Origin of the sequence: Legionella fallonii LLAP-10 (genome assembly GCF_000953135.1) — a bacterium.
Taxonomy (GTDB): domain Bacteria; phylum Pseudomonadota; class Gammaproteobacteria; order Legionellales; family Legionellaceae; genus Legionella; species Legionella fallonii.
Genome location: NZ_LN614827.1, coordinates 1,623,749 through 1,639,915, shown reverse-complemented (window position 1 = coordinate 1,639,915; position 16,167 = coordinate 1,623,749). Strand labels below are relative to the sequence as shown.

The window sequence follows — 16,167 nt, the reverse complement described above, 5'->3', positions numbered from 1 at the left end:
GTTTATGCGCGCGCCATAACTCTTGGAATCGCTCTCGTCAGATCCAAATCTGAAACAGTTATTTTGGGTAACATTCCATGGCGTTTTGCAGGTTTTTCGCTCGAATCATCAAATAAGCCTAGACCATAGCTAGGAAGATGGGCATGATAATTTTGTAGTCTTTTTAAAATAGTATCTGCCAAGTTCTTACTGAGATATGATCCTGCTCCTTGTAGGCGTGGCTCAGGAGCTATACTGCGTTCACTTAAGGTGTTGAGGCATTTTGTAAGAAATTTCATTCCCTTTTTATATTCAGTGAGATCATTACCCCATACCATTTTATCTAACGCAGAATCATAAGAGCTGATTATTTCTGCAGCAACATCACTGGCTTGAAACAGACGCATGAGTTGTATCTGAGTTGGCATGCCGGCTTGATTCGGATCCTTCTTTAATTGAGCCATTATTTTTATTAATAAAAAACGCTCCTCTGGAGTAATAACTATTCCCGCAGGTGGAAGTAAATGCTCCATCTCATTGGAAAGATCATATTTTTCTAACACACCCTCCAATTGCTCCTGGAATGTAAAAGGCTTATAGCCTTTTTGTTTTTCTAATTCGGTAAGAGCTGTACTGAGTAAATTGGCATCAATCACATTGTGAGTATTTTGCACGAGGGGATCGGTGATTCCTTTTAAGACTAAATGATGTCCGTGACGAGCTGGATCTGGGCTGTCTTTGTATTTTACACCAGTAACCATCGTTTTTTCAGCATCTTTATTGTTATTGAGATTGAAAGACCTATTTTTTTTCTTTAAAAACGCACGTTGTTCAGGAGACTGCTGTTTTGCTTGTTGGGCTTGCGTTAAGGCATCGCTTGCTTCAAACAACAGCTTATCTCCACCTGCTTTAGGCAGTTTTTGACCTGAATTATCATAGGTAGTAGTTGGTGCAGTATAAACAGCAGCCAATTGATGATCAGAAATTTTTGCTTTTACATGCTCAGAATGATAATCATTCTGGGTATCTTCAAGTGCTTTACGCAGTGCGTGAAGAATTGTTTCATCAAGATGATATTTTTTAACAAAATCAGTGACTGCGTTAATAATTTCTGCACTGTATTTATTGATCGAAATGCCTTCATTTTCGAGAAACTCAACGCCATGCAGTACATTATTAACAATAACTTCTTCTAAGCTAGTGTAAGTATTGTTAGTAACAACACGACAGTCAGGTAAAGCGAGAGCTGCTTGAGAGACGGTACGGCCACCGTTCGAATGTCCCATCAAAACTAAATTTTTAGCATCAACACCTTTTTTCTCTAATAGAAATTGTGCCCCTGCTAAAATAATTTTCACCGGATCAGCAAAAGAGGTTGCTGGTTCGGCTAGATAATCAACGACTAAAAAATTATAGTGGCTTAGAGTAGCAATTTCTTTGGCTACAGATAACATATTTGTATATGAGGCTCCAGCTCCTCCCGCGAAAATAAGCCATTGATCTGTAGGAATCGGATTGACATATTCTATTGCTTGAACAACAGTTTTTTTATCAACACGTAGTTGATAATTGGCTATATCGTTAGGCGCGGAAAGCAAGGTGCTTTTAAGATTATTGGAAATTTGTTCTTCAGTTTCGGCGACAGTTGTAACTGCTTTCACACAGAGTTTTGTAATTAGCTTACTGATAAAACTGGGTTTAGCTGCTTCCTTATTGGTAGCATTTAACCGATTAAACAGTCTATTTGATACATCAATGGGAGCCTGTTCGCAACGGTAAATATGAGCTGGTTTAAATTCCATAGATGAAATTAACTCACGCATAGCCGCTAGGTTTGTTTTACAGGTGTTCAGCGTATCGCAAATAGCATAATCAGTCCCTAGAGTATATTCAATATGAGCAATACTTTTGTCAACTAATTGACAATACTCGAATAAAAGATTCCATAATGCTCGTTTTTCTGCTTCAGTTAATTGCTTGTGTACTGCGTGAAAATGTTCGCTAATATGCTGAATCGTATTTTTTGTTGCATAGGCAAAACAGCTCAAAGTATCGGTAAATTCATAGAGTTTGGCAGTAGAAGTAGTCATGAGAGAAGCATCTGCCTGTGGACGAATCTCTGCAGTTTGTCTTTTGAGTTTTGTTATTTGCTCATTTAATTGTTTTATTACAGACATAAATTATTACTCGTTTTTATTCGTTAATGGGCATCAGTTTTTACTCCATTAATTTAGGTAGGCATGTCATACTACTTACTATGAAAAGTTCCTTTATTTATGCGGTATGATAGCATAATAAACAGGTCTGTTAAATATGTAATCATTGGCCATTGTCGAATTGTCGGCGAAAGTCGACAACTCTATATCCTATTGTTCTTATATTAGAGTTTAAAATGATCGGGATCTGCGAGTAATTTGACCTTCACGGTCTTGTTAGGTCAAAATCAATTATTTCTCTTTTATATTTAAGGGAGATTTGCTTCCTATGAAAGTTTGTTTATTCTTACTTGCTTTAATGCATTGCGTCTTTGTCCAAGCGAAGCCCTTGATAGCCTTTGAACGCTCTGGAGCTATTTACACTGCCAACATGGATGGCAGTAAGGCTAGAAAAATCACGGTAGGTTATGTACCTGAAATTTCACCTGATGGAAAATATATTGCTTATAATGTGGTAAGCAAAGGCGATCGCTACCTGGCAATAATAGAACTTGTCTCCGGTCGAGTAACTCAATTGAATAATATACTCTCCAAAAACAATTTTAATCCAGTTTGGTCACCTGATAATAAGAAATTACTATTTAATACCTTTATAGACAATAATTGGCACCTGGCATTAATTAATTCTGATGGCAGTGATTATCGCCTCATAAAAAATACTGCAAATGAATTTAGTCCAGCTTGGGCGGCTGATGGTAAGTCTTTTTTTAGCCATGATCTTTATTCTATTTCATGGATGGATCTGGAAGGTAAGCTAATAAAAAAATGGAATCTGGAATCAATTATTCCGCACAGTGGTATGAGTAGTGCCTCTCGTATCCATGCATCTGCTGATGGAAAAGTGCTGATTATGGATGTTGATATGGATGAGAATATTTATAGAAAAAACTGGGATGGGCCTCCGACTGCTCTGTGGACTTTTGATATTGATTCAGAAAAGGCCACACGAATTACCTCAAAAGGTTTATTTGCATGGAGTCCGTTTTGGATCAACTCAAAAGAATTTATATTTCTGGAGCAAAATGCAAAAGAGAAAAAGCCAATGCTGTATCGTGGTTTCCTAACAAAACCTTTGGGGACTCTCTTATTAAATGACGTGCAAACTCCCAGTATTTCGCGAGATTAGATTTCTTTAACAATTTTTATATTAAAAAATAATAAAAAAACACCTCGTCAAGACTGTTTTTTTATTATTTTTTTGTTAGGATGTTAATTCGCTTATTTATAGGCATTCCTTTTTTTCCTGTGGATATTCTTTTATTTTCAATACGGTTACGATCTCGTTAAGTATACTTTTTTTTATAAACCTCTTTGTCCCATATGGTTTTATTACGTTTTCTTTAATGTGATACACACTGTAACTTATCCCCATTTTCTGTGGATAACTCTGTGAATACACCTTGGTTATTCGCTAAAATCCATAATCGAGGGGAATGACTTTCTTTTAACCTGCTGTTATAAAAAAGAATTGAAGTACCAAAACAACTTTCTTATTTTTAATGTCGACTTTGGTCATTTTCGAATTACCTACGAAAGCCGGTATCCATTTAGTTTTGCAAGAGTGATGGATGCCGACTTTCGTCGGCAATTCGAGTTTGGCGAGAAATTGTTATGTCGATTCGCATGTGACATTCGTGCACATCCCATTATGGACTCCATGCCTCCTCGTACGCTCTTCACCACAGCAAATTTGGAGCGAAGCCTATTTTTAGACGAATTACCGGCGAAAGCCGGTATCCATTTAGTTTTGCAAGAGTGATGGATGCCGACTTTCGTCGGCAATTCGATTGTGGCACAAAAACGTGTAAAACAAAAAGATCCTCTGGATAACCACGTTTTTTAACCTGATACTTAAGATTTAAAAGAGGACTTTCTTGAATCTTTTGTAAATGATTTTTTATTAGATTTACTGTATGTCGCTGTCGTATTCTTTTTACTAGGAAAACGTTTTTTAGGTATTGCCGTGATATTGGTTTGGGGGACATTGTGTTTGGGTTCAAAATCTTCGATTTCGATACGATTTAATTTGTGTTGAATGAGCTTTTCTATGGCTTGCAGTTGATTTATTTCATCTGCACAAACTAAAGAAATGGCAACTCCAGAGGCGCCGGCACGGCCGGTTCGACCAATACGATGGACATAATCTTCCGCAACTTGGGGTAAATCAAAGTTAACTACACAGGGTAATTGATCAATATCAATTCCTCGTGCGGCAATATCTGTAGCTACTAAAATGTGTAATTCCCCTGATTTAAACTCAGCCAAAGCTTTAGTTCGCTGCGATTGTGACTTATTGCCATGGATGGCCGCAGCATGAATTTGTGCTTCTGCCAATTGCTTAACTAATTTATTGGCCCCATGCTTCGTCTTTGAAAAGACTAAAGTTTGTCCCCATTTATTTTTATGAATTAAATGGCTGAGTAAAGCCGCCTTTTGACTTTTATCAACTGGATGAACGGTTTGTTTAATTTTAACTACCGTTGTGTTTCTAGGGGTAACATCAATTTCTACAGGTTGATTTAAAATAGTTTTTACTAGCTGGCGAATTTCATCCGTAAAGGTAGCTGAGAACATAAGATTTTGTCGATTTTTTGGTAACCGACTGATGATTCGCTTCATGTCATGGATGAAGCCCATATCCAACATTCTATCGGCTTCATCTAAAACCAAGGTGTCCACTTGATCGAATTGTATGGCGTTTTGCTGGTGCAAATCCAATAAACGTCCTGGTGTAGCAACTAAAAGCTCAACGCCAGAGCGTAATTTCATCATTTGAGGATTAACTTTTACTCCACCAAAGACTACTGCAGAGCGAAGTGATAGATGACGTCCATATTGTAGGATACTTTCATGTACTTGGCTGGCTAACTCACGTGTTGGCGTCAGAATAAGAACACGTGTTCTATTGTTTTTAGCCTGAGGTTGGGTACTTAGTTTTTGTAAAATGGGTAATACAAAGCTTGCAGTTTTACCGGTTCCTGTTTGTGCTGAAGCAAGGATGTCTTTACCAGATAATACTTTTGGAATAGCTTGAGTTTGAATAGGAGAGGGTTCTTTGTAGCCTAATTCGTTGATCGATTGCAGTAAAGGCTCAATTAAACCTAGGGAATTAAAACTCATGCTGTTTCCTTTATTTATTAGATAACGATGAAAGAGGAATAGGTATTGCCTTCATCTCTCAAAATGTTTATTTTCGAGGCAATTATAACATAAATGTTAGAGAGTACGTTAATCGTGGTCTTTCCTAGCTCGTCGTAGCGAGATAAAGAGGTCTAATATATGTCCGTCATCTGTGAGCTTGTTCTATTGCACATGTTATAAAATTCAATAAACTCTTTCGGAGCAAGCGGCTTAGCGAAAATATAACCTTGAATATAATCTACTTCATGTTCTCTTAGATAATCTAATTGAATGTTGGTTTCGACTCCTTCGGCGACTAATTTCAAATGTAACTCTTTGGCCATTTCTATAATATGCTTCGTTACGTTACTTGTAGCAGACCGTGTTCCAATGCTGTTTATAAATGACTTGTCTATCTTTAAGATATCCACTGTTAATTTTTGTAAATAAGACAGACCTGAATATCCTGTGCCGAAGTCATCTATAAGAATAAGATGTCCCTTGGCTCTGGCTGCATTTAAGGTCTTATTTGCTTTATCTATATCAACAAGGGCGCGTTCAGTTATTTCAATCCATAATTGATTTGGCGCAATAGATGACGAAGTAAATTTTTTTTCTAATGATTTAAGAATGTGTCCTGATTGAATGTCAGAAGATGCAACATTTATCGAGATATGTAGTGTTGGATTTTTTCTCAGAAAATCTTCCATTTCTTTAAAAACTATATTTATCACTTCATCAGTAATATTTGAAATCAAACCAATTTCTTCTGCATAGGGGATAAATAGATCGGGTTTAACCAGTTGTCCCTCATTATTCTGCCATCGAACTAGTGCCTCCGCCCCACAACACTCGCCATTTTGTATATTAACAATAGGTTGGTAATGAACAACAAACTCGTGATTGTCCAATGCTTTTTGTAATTCGGCTCGAAAAGATAATTTCTTGCGCGAAAAATAAATAACTAAAGCCATAATGAAAATAGCAGTCATGAACCCGAAAGGCAGGATAAATAACTGATTATTTTTAAAATGTTCATAAATTTTTCCTTTGGGTTCTGTTGCAATAAACAAAAATGGTCCGTATTGACTGATCGAAACAATATTTTCATTAATTATTAATATATTACTTTGTACTGGATTATTTTGTAATTGAATTTGTTCCTTATTATCTGTTGGCGGAGTACCTACGCTCAAATATTTTTTTTGCAAAATTTTATTGAGCAATACATAACTAGGAGCATTTTTTTCAGATATGACTCGTTCTTTATATATAATGGCTAGACTAGTCGTATCTGGCACCATAATATTGGTCAATATTTCAGGCATTACATAGATTTCATAATTACTGAATTTGCGTAATCCTATCATCTCGACAGAAAGCTCAGAGAATGGTCTTGTATTAAACACAAGCTCAAGGCCATCGGATAATATAACATCCGCTTTGGGTCTATGTATTTTTGAGGAAGTGCCATAGCTATTACATCGTTCGATGTTATTTTCAAAATATCCAATTAATTGATCTTCTAATCGCTGTAATGAAAGCTCCCTCATGCTTTTAATATGATTTTTTGAACAGATAGAATCAATTTGCAAATGCTCCAAAATGAATATCATATTGCGCACGCCGTTTAGAGTATCTTGTGCTCTCGACAACATACGGTGAGTGTATTCCATTAATATATTTTGTTCGTTTTTCAACGCATGACTCCATGCTAACCAAAATGCGAGCACCATTGGTAAAATGGCGCCGATAATAGCCAAAATAATTGCTATAGAAATGATGCGAATTCGCCTCATTTCGAATCTCCATGCATTTTCACATCGATTTCGATGGAATGGTTAGCTCTCGAACCAACTCAAACTTTATCATCAAAATATCTTAAGCTTATAAGCGATAAAGACATTTATCTAATTATGGATGGCTTATTATAGATATACAATTTCTGGAACAAGTCGAGGTGCTTATCTCGAACTGATATTAAATTAGGCTATGCTTAATCATAATACGGATGATCCATGGAGGAATAGCTGGTTCCATGAGACTTAGTTCTTTTGCAATCAGGAGATAAAGTTCCTGCTGATCTAAGAATGTTTATGGCCACAGTAGGAGTTGTTGTTGCAGCGATTCCCGAAGGATTACCTGTAACATTAACTCTAGCTATGGCTATTGGTGTTCAGCGTATGGCCATCCGTAGGCTTCCTGCTGTGGAAACCCTCGGCTCAGCTTCTTTTATTTGCTCCGATAAAACAGGAACTTTGACACGTAACGAAATGTTTGTACAAAATGTCTCTTTATTTAAGACAGAGCTAACGGTAGATAAGGTATCAAGTGATTGATACCTATTTCCTTATTAATATCAAGCTAAGATAGGTGGAGTTTTTTAAAATTTATTGATGTACTGAATTGTCTGAGAAATCTAATGATATATCAGAGGTTGTTTGCCTGTTTTTGTAAGCCCCCATAGCAAATAACCCTACTCCTGAAAGGGCTGTTGCAATTCCAATGCCCGCCACTACTAATCCTGCCACACCAAAAGTTGCAGCATTAAGCACAGTAAATGCGATAGCGACAGCGGCAATCCCTGCAGCACCAATAAAACCACTTAAAACCATCATACTAATTGACAAAGAATGTGTTTCTGCTGTTTGAGACGATTTAACATCAGAGTTTTTAGTAGATGAGTGTTTTGTAGAATTTTTATGAAGTTCATCGGCTGTCTCAGTATCTATAAGCTCCTTTTTACTGTTAAGCACTTGTTTATAAGCATCTCGCCTGGTAGTGAGCACTTTAAAAATATTATCTCTAACTTCTTGAGATAAATTAGGAATCTTCTTATTGAAAATAACTGAATGAAGAGCCTCATTGGATAATGTACTTACTCGATCCATTCCATCCATAACTTGTTTGGGAGAACTATATTGAAATATCTCAGTGTTTTTACCACGATCACCCCAGTAAAAAAATCCACTCTCTCTATTTAATAGTTTAGTTAAATTTGTTAAATATTGTTTAAACCCATACCCTGAGGAATCATATTCACCATAATTACAATACTCTGGATCAATTTTAACTAGCTGGCAGTATTTATCATATTCTAGTAATCCTACATTTTGTAAAGTGTTGCCCACGGCATCCCAATCTCCTAGAAAAGCAAATACTCCCACATTTTCATAAAGGCCAATAATTGGTTTATTTTGATTATTACTGGTATATTTTGCTAAAACATATTGCTTAGGAAAACTTTCCTTGTGCGTTTCTATATTAAAAGTGACTCTCTTAACCTCTGCATTTAACTCTCCTCCCATCCAAATCAATAAATCTTTGTACCCAGGCTCAATACGAGAGACTAAAATAGAATAATTACCTTTTTCATCTGGAAGAATATATGTTTTAGGAACTTTTACGCCACATAATTCCAACAGGTCATAACTTAGTTTTTCTAAAGCACAAGTTTCTTGAGAATTGAATTTTTTTAAAGCAAAATTTTTACTTTTATTAGATTTTGTTTCTTTAACAGTAACAATTGGGGTTGAATTACCGCCCACGAGTTGTTGCTCTGTATCTTTAAATCGCTCTCTCGGCAGAATTATATTTTTTTGGGGCATAATTTGTAAAACCATAAAAGTAATTATTCGCCTTATTATTGTATATTTATTTTCCAGAAACAACAATGCGCATATTATTAGCCTCATTTTCAAGGAAAACCCGATAATCTAACTCAAAAATACCAGCTATACGCTTTGCCAGCTCTTTTCCGATAGTACGCCTTCCATTTTCCATGGCAGCAGGATGTTTTTATTTGAATCAGGTTTTCGACGTCATTATACCGATCGTGAAATTAGAAAAATTCTTATGAGATATACTAGACTTGCAGGTATTGAGCGATCTATATCGCCTCACAAACTAAGACATTTTTTATTTACTTGGCTTAAGAAACAAAACATTGATGACGCCGTTATTCAACCCTACTCAGGACACGCTCAAGGGGTCTCTCTTGAAATATATTCAAAATTAAGCCCGGCTGATGCGCAAGATAAGTATAATGATGCTATTGGGAGTTTTCCGATTTTTGTGTCAGGGCGCAAGTTCCGGAGTGCTAGGGTATAATTATTGTCATTTCAAGATGGGGTATTTTATGTTTTCTAAATTAGATTTATTAAGCGGAGCTACACGTATAGCAAATAATCTTTTACCTAATAGTATAAAAGAATATCTTTTGAAAAAATTTTTTGAGCTAGGAAGTAACTCTTTTACTCCAGAGGAAAAAGAACAGCTTAAAGTAAGTGATCATGAAAAAGCGGAGATCAACGATTTATTAAATTCTCTATTAGGTAACTCAGATGCTCCTCCACTTGCTCAGCAAATAACGTCTTCTACAGAACCATTTCAACAACCTGGAGGTAAATTCTTTGATTCAAATGAAGGTGGACAAGAAAAGACTGAGCAAGAAAAAAGTAAACAAGATCTGGATGAAATTGAAGTTGTAAAACCTAATAGCTATTCTGGAGTATAATGTCACTTTTAAAAAGCGGACCACATTAAATGACAAACAGCAGCACAACCTTTTCACTCAGGGCAGTAAAAACTGTCGATTTGGACTCATTATTTTCCATGCTTGTGGAGCTGGTTAAATATGAAGGCATTTATGAACGATTCAAACTAACTAGAGATAGGCTTGAGGAGGAACTATTTGGTACTAACGCAGACTGGAACTGCTTAGTAGCTGTCGACATGGATGAGCATTTAATAGGCTTTTGTTTGTATACCTTTGCTAATATCAATAGGGCTTTCAATATAAGTCCTATGATCCAAATCGATGATTTATATGTGCATCCACAATATAGACGAGCAGGACTCGGCCAACTGTTGTTAAAAGAGATGGGCTCCATTGCTAGAGTAAACAATATAGGGAGGCTTAATGCCTGGTGTGTTAAGGATAATGATATTGGTCAGAATTTTTATCAGAAGATAGGTGCAGTAAAGAGAGACTTTATTGATATCTATTCAATTGATGTAAATGAACTGACTTAAATAGGTCATCAGATGTCGCATGACAGCCGTCAATGCAGAATAAATAATAGGAATAGTATAAATCACTTTAATCATCGATGATTATCTGTGCGTCGTTGCTACCTCCAGTAGCATCAGGGGCTGTCAGTTATTGAACAGTGATATTAAGTCAACATCAGGTAACTTTTTTGAGGCTTTTAAATAACACCTTAAATGCTTTTTCTATCTGACTCTCTTTGTGTTCTGCCGTGATAAAAATTCGCAAGCGCGCTAAATTCTCCGGCACAGCAGGATAAATTATTGGTTTTATATTAATTTGCTGTAAAAAACACTGATGCGAAAGAGATATACATCGTATGGAGTCGCCGATAATAATTGGTAAAACAGGAGTATGATCATTTAAACCAATATTGAAGCCATAATTTAAAGCAGTCTCTCTCGCGAAACGGCTTAATTGTTTGAGCTTTGCTACCCGCTCTGGTTCTTCTTTTAGTAAGCGAATGGCCGCTAAAGCAGCTCCGGCCATGGGTGGGGGCATTCCAACCGAATAAACAAAACCTGGACAAGTGTATTTTAAGTACTCAATTAGTTCTTTCTTTCCGGCAATATATCCTCCACAACTGGCAAAGGCTTTACTCAATGTACCCATCCATATATCAACTGCATTGGCATCAACGCCAAAATGCTCACGAATCCCGCCTCCTTTTTCTCCCAGAACACCAATCGAATGCGCCTCATCAACCATAAGCCAGGCTTGATGCTTTTGTTTAATTTTAATAAAGTTTGGTAAATTAGATATATCTCCATCCATGCTGTAAATTCCCTCAATTATTATGAGAGCTCTTTGATAATATTGTCGATTCTGTTGCAATAGCTTATCAAGGGTGTGCCAGTCATTATGAGGAAAGCTAATACGGGTTGCTCCGGAATAAATGGCGCCTAAAATTAAACTATTGTGAGCAAGTTCATCATAAATAATTAAATCTTGGGAACCGTATAAATGTGCAATAGTATTAACATTTGTCGCATGCCCGGTAGTAAAAACAATTGCGTCTTCAGTTCCGATTAATGAAGCTATTTCAGTTTCAAGCTCTGTATGGAGTACTTTCTCTCCAGAAACCAGGCGACTTGCCGATACAGAAGTTCCATATTGACGCATGACACGTACAGCCTGACTGATTACTTTCGGATGCGTGCTTAACCCTAAGTAATTGTAAGAAGTGAAATTGATTATTTTTTTCCCATTGATAATACAGGTATCTCTTGCTGCTCCCTCTTGCTTATCAAAAAAGATATTGACTAGGCGTTCCTTGGATTTTTTAAACTCTTGATACGGCTCATAGAGGGTAAAATCAGTTGGATCTCCTTTGCACTTAGTGTTTTCTATATTTTCTAGCCCATGAGCCTTCGCCTTTGGTACAGTTAGCACAGGATAAGCATTTTGAGACTCAATGTATTTTTTAATAATTTGAGCAGTTTCTTTAATATTTTCTTCATTTAAAATAAAATTTTCATCCAGTTCAATTAAAAATGTTTTTTGAATTTCAGCAAACATCTCTTGCATATGCACCGAGTCGAGGCCGTAGGTGTACAACGGTTTAATTGGATCAATGTGTTCAGGTTTTTGTTTCAAAATATTGGCAATTTGAGTGATTAACCAATGTTCTATATGAGCTAAAGAGATTGACTTAACATTTTTTTTAATATTCATCATATACCTACAGGATTCCATTTAAAAAGTACGGGTAATTGATTGTTTTCAATCATCAACTTAGTATGAGATCTTCTTAATTTTCCACTAGTTGTTTTTGGAATATTTTTGGGGAGGCAAAGTGAAATTTCATGTATCGGGATACCAAAATTCAAATTAACTTGCTCATAAATCTTTTGCGCAATTTCCGGAAATATTATTGAAGTGGCATTTTTTACCTCGGCAACTACAGTAACCTCTTCTTTATCATCACCGCTTATTGCATAAGCTACACTACACCCGGAGCGAATAGAGGGATGACTAGCCTCAACTACCAACTCTATATCTTGAGGGTAATAATTTTTTCCATTAATGATGATTAAATCTTTAATTCGTCCGGTAACGTATAAATTTCCATCTAAAATAAAGCCTAAATCACCTGTCCGTAAATAATAGGTATCAGGTTCACTAGTAAGAGAGGCCAAAAAAGACTCTTGAGTCTCATGTTCTTTATGCCAGTATCCTTTTGCAACGCTTGACCCATTGAGCCATATTTCACCAATTACACCTTCATCGCATATTTTTGCTGTAGGAAAATCTACAATAATCCGAGCGGGCATTTTAGGTTTTCCACAGCTAACTAATATTTTTGAGTCCTCCTTATGAGAGTTAACAACGACCTTATTTTTCTGCAGACTTTCTTTATCTACATAAAGATAATGAGGAGGTTCATTCGAACTGACTTTTTCTCCGCTCACATATACTGTTGACTCTGCCAAACCATAAATAGGATAGAAAGCAGTTTTTTTAAATCCAAAAGCAGCAAATTTTTTAGAAAAATTTTCCAGGGTATTATGTTGAATGGGCTCAGCTCCATTATATGCTACGCGCCAATGGTTTAAATTGAGTTCCGAATTCAGCTCCGCTTCATTAATCTTGTTTGTGCAAAGATCAAAGGCAAAATTGGGTCCTCCACTTATTGTTCCTTGAAATTCACTTATCGCCTTGAGCCATAAAAAGGGGGCTCGCAAAAAAACTACAGGGGACATCATCATCACTTGGTAATCACAATATACTGGGAATAATAAGCTACTAATTAATCCCATATCGTGGTAAGGAGGTAACCACGACACTAGACGCTCATCTGTAGTTTTTCCAATAGTTTGATGCACTAACTCCATATTAGCCAAGATATTTTCATGGCTGACCATGACGCCTTTAGGCATCGAGGTAGACCCAGAAGTATATTGCAGATAAGCGATATCCTCAGGTTTTTTATTAAATGCTTTCCAAGAACCTGAGAAATGTTTAATTTGATTGATATCAAGCCAAAAGAAATTTTTAAAATCCCACTCTAAGAGCTCTACGGTTTTGCTGGCAAATTGCTTCAACAATTTTTTCATCAAACGATTTTCTGCAATTCGTTTTACCATACCCAAGCGTTTTATGCTTGTAATGATAGTGGTATTGGAAAGAATAACAGTGGGTGTAGCATTTTCTATAATTGCCTGAATTTTTTCGATGGTATTTTTATTAAAAGGGGGGTAGGCAGGAACTGCGATTACTCCTGCATACAGGCAAGCCCAAAAAGCAACCAGATAGTCCATTCCCGGTGCGAAAATCATCAGAACACGATCACCAGGTGTGGTATGTTCTTGAATTAAAGCAGCAATGAACATTATTTTTTCTTCAAGTGAACCATAGCTATAAGCTACATTGTTTTCATGCAATCCTGTTTCCGAAAAGTAATACACATTTTTTTCAGGGATTTTTTGTACTCTTTCTTGGAATAATTCGACCATATTCCTAACTTGAACACTCATGTTAACCACCTTATTTAAATTTAAGGTAAAGACAAATGTGAAGGTGTTTTTTGCTTCCGCGAAAATTTCTTTATAAGTATAGTAAACATCAGGAGTTGTTCAAATTTTTTCCACAAAAAGACAATTGATTTATTTTAAAACATCAACCTTTTTCTTATCTTCGTAACATTGACTTGACGCAGACCATTTGAGAATACAGCAAAAGTAACTGCAGATTATCACCTTGAGATACTCAGTTCATTTATTGTCATAGGCTGGTGCAGACTGTGAATTGAGGGGGCTGTATTTACTTTGACAGCACAAAAAGCCTTAGGAAGTATTCTATAATTGCCTTCATGAGTAGATTTACATCCACACCTTAATTTAAATAAATTAAGGTGTGGATTGTTTTTGTACACATTTATGGCAATGGTTTAAAGCCCACCTGACCACATTGGCCATCGTAAAAATAGTTGTAAATGTACAAGGGACGGCGGCCAGTATTAACAAAGACCATGCCGGTTGCAGTACTGTTAATCCATTGTACGACAGTGGGGGCAGGGCTATGGCTTGGAGGGGAGCCATCAACCGCGCTAAAACTGTATTGCATCGCTGGTGTACTTAAAGCCCCCATTAAGATCGACATATCCACTCCTGCAGGCACCTCATCTTTTGAATTGTAGGTTCCAGTTGGCCATTGGGCTCTGGGCAAGTCAATGAACATCGAGTCAATTCCAACATCGAGAAGCGCTGTACCACAAAACTGATTGGGTTGCGAATGATGAGGAAAACTAAAGCAACCCGCTTGAGGATAAAAATCACCTGGCACATTGGGGTTAGGCGATAAGTTGACAACATTGTATTCATTACTACTGGTAATACCGAGAGTTAATCCTGTTACAGTCGTTGTATCGTTCGGAGTAAGGTAGTAACCTGGACTCAGATCAGTTCCATTTGTTGCATTGGTTAAATGAAGAAAAGCATTAGCTGTGGGTGAGTTAAACAAATCACCAGCAGTAGTACTGTTTCGATTAAAACCAACGCCCATGTAATGTAAATCTGGCGACGGAGGGTTTGAATAACAGGATCTGGTGGTTGGACCACTACAGTAAGCTTTATCAATCCCAAGAACCATTATTGGTATGGTCTGCACAAGACCATTGTCTATTTTTACTCTTACTGGCGCCAGGTAATAGTTTCCTGAATAAGTATTGCCGCTGCTGTCATAATATTTGACTCCGGGCGCACCAGGACCTATAACACTAACATTTTTTGGTAGTTCATGAACAGGAACAACTACGCCTAAAGAACCGGTGTCAATAGTATAAGAGGCTAGAGTTGTTGTTGGTGATGTTACACCGTAGCCTACATCCGCCATGATTTGTAAGGCATCAGGTAGCGTTTGTACTAGGGGAACCTGATAGCTCGTACTACCATAAGTACAAGATGGAGTATTTTGTTGCAGTACCTGGGTGACACCAAGTGCAGCACCATTATTACTGCTATCGCTAATCCATGCATTGATTGAAATATTATTGGGAAACGACTGGCCACTATAGGTAAACGTTACTGAGCCTGTGCTGGTTGTCGTTGAGATTGGCGAAATAACTCCATCTGGCGCACCATAAACATTCACATGAACTGGATTATTATTGCTGGGAATTAGTGGTTGTCCACGAGAATTACACATCGTCATATGGATTGTAAACTGTTGTGGAGCCGTAGGTGTGTTTCCGATGGGATTATTTACTTTCGTTACAGCTGGCGAAAAAGAAATTACATCGGCCTGGCATGTCGATGGCGTGAGTGAGAGTGTTGCTGCTTGCGTGTTACTTACTGAAAATAGACAATATCCATTATTAGTTAAGCTACAACCTGATAGTACATAACCAGGCGTATTTATTTTAATTCCAGCAAATGGATAGGTATGGTTGGGTATTGTTGTAAGTATGCTTAATGCTAAGGCCGACACATTATAATGTTGACAAGATAAAACACTTTTTCCATTTAAGCATAGGGTAAGGTTAATATTGGCTGGTGTTCCTGTAGCTGAGACATTAAAAAAAAGGTTTTTTGCAGCAAAAGTACTTTGGCAAACCACTAATAGCAGCGCCACACATAAATTTTTTAAATACGTTATCATAAATTAATCCATAGATTATGAGTTAGACGGTAATTGAGTTGCATCCTGTATATGAGCTGTTAAATGAAAAGGCTTGGAGTGTGATTACCAATAAAGGTAAAATAAACTTTTTTAAAGTTGGATATCCTATCATTACTTCCCTTATCTAGTTGATTTTATAAGATATTAAAATTTATTTGGAAATATCATCTTGTAGAAAACACT

Annotated in this window: 11 protein-coding genes and 1 pseudogene; 5 read left to right on the top strand and 7 right to left on the bottom strand. The window is 36.7% G+C overall.

The features are described from left to right. Window positions 1-2 precede the first annotated feature (2 nt). Window positions 3-2,156, bottom strand: coding sequence for an alpha/beta hydrolase family protein (locus LFA_RS06665; RefSeq protein WP_045095491.1), 2,154 nt, complete (start codon window positions 2,154-2,156; stop codon window positions 3-5). Between the two features lie 307 nt (window positions 2,157-2,463). Between LFA_RS06665 and LFA_RS06660 the strand changes: the two genes are divergently transcribed. Beyond that, window positions 2,464-3,321 (top strand): TolB family protein, encoded by an 858-nt coding sequence (locus LFA_RS06660; protein WP_045095490.1) that lies wholly within the window; start codon window positions 2,464-2,466, stop codon window positions 3,319-3,321. Between the two features lie 725 nt (window positions 3,322-4,046). Here LFA_RS06660 and LFA_RS06650 read toward each other — a convergent pair. Further along, on the bottom strand, window positions 4,047-5,315 hold the full coding sequence (locus LFA_RS06650) for a DEAD/DEAH box helicase (protein ID WP_045095488.1): 1,269 nt from the start codon (window positions 5,313-5,315) through the stop codon (window positions 4,047-4,049). A gap of 152 nt (window positions 5,316-5,467) precedes the next feature. Then, window positions 5,468-7,114 carry an EAL domain-containing protein gene (locus LFA_RS06645; protein ID WP_045095487.1) on the bottom strand — a complete coding sequence of 549 codons (1,647 nt, stop codon included), beginning with the start codon at window positions 7,112-7,114 and terminating at the stop codon, window positions 5,468-5,470. Between the two features lie 291 nt (window positions 7,115-7,405). Between LFA_RS06645 and LFA_RS06640 the strand changes: the two are divergent. Beyond that, window positions 7,406-7,636, top strand: a pseudogene (locus LFA_RS06640) (HAD-IC family P-type ATPase); the annotation flags it as partial. A gap of 69 nt (window positions 7,637-7,705) precedes the next feature. Here LFA_RS06640 and LFA_RS06635 read toward each other — a convergent pair. Continuing rightward, window positions 7,706-8,923 carry a hypothetical protein gene (locus LFA_RS06635; RefSeq protein WP_172653465.1) on the bottom strand — a complete coding sequence of 406 codons (1,218 nt, stop codon included), beginning with the start codon at window positions 8,921-8,923 and terminating at the stop codon, window positions 7,706-7,708. A gap of 166 nt (window positions 8,924-9,089) precedes the next feature. Here LFA_RS06635 and LFA_RS06630 point away from each other — a divergent pair, with 166 nt between their 5' ends. The 3 genes from LFA_RS06630 to LFA_RS06620 are packed head-to-tail and all read left to right on the top strand — an operon-like array spanning window position 9,090 to window position 10,349. Next, a complete protein-coding gene (locus LFA_RS06630; RefSeq protein WP_331709342.1) occupies window positions 9,090-9,425 on the top strand; it encodes a tyrosine-type recombinase/integrase in 336 nt (111 codons plus the stop codon). A gap of 28 nt (window positions 9,426-9,453) precedes the next feature. Then, the gene (locus tag LFA_RS06625) at window positions 9,454-9,831 is read left to right on the top strand and encodes a hypothetical protein (protein ID WP_045095483.1); all 378 of its coding nucleotides are present in this window, start codon (window positions 9,454-9,456) and stop codon (window positions 9,829-9,831) included. Between the two features lie 29 nt (window positions 9,832-9,860). After that, window positions 9,861-10,349: a GNAT family N-acetyltransferase gene (locus LFA_RS06620; protein WP_045095482.1), complete on the top strand. Its 489-nt coding sequence runs from the start codon at window positions 9,861-9,863 to the stop codon at window positions 10,347-10,349. A 154-nt stretch (window positions 10,350-10,503) separates the two neighbouring features. Here LFA_RS06620 and LFA_RS06615 read toward each other — a convergent pair whose 3' ends face one another. From LFA_RS06615 to LFA_RS06605, 3 genes are all read right to left on the bottom strand, one after another. Then, window positions 10,504-12,042, bottom strand: coding sequence for an aminotransferase class I/II-fold pyridoxal phosphate-dependent enzyme (locus LFA_RS06615; protein ID WP_045095481.1), 1,539 nt, complete (start codon window positions 12,040-12,042; stop codon window positions 10,504-10,506). Continuing rightward, the gene (locus LFA_RS06610; protein ID WP_045095480.1) at window positions 12,039-13,841 is read right to left on the bottom strand and encodes a fatty acyl-AMP ligase; all 1,803 of its coding nucleotides are present in this window, start codon (window positions 13,839-13,841) and stop codon (window positions 12,039-12,041) included. The genes LFA_RS06615 and LFA_RS06610 overlap by 4 nt, the downstream gene beginning before the upstream one ends. A 400-nt stretch (window positions 13,842-14,241) precedes the next feature. Then, the gene (locus LFA_RS06605) at window positions 14,242-15,963 is read right to left on the bottom strand and encodes a hypothetical protein (RefSeq protein ID WP_045095479.1); all 1,722 of its coding nucleotides are present in this window, start codon (window positions 15,961-15,963) and stop codon (window positions 14,242-14,244) included. Window positions 15,964-16,167 lie beyond the last annotated feature (204 nt).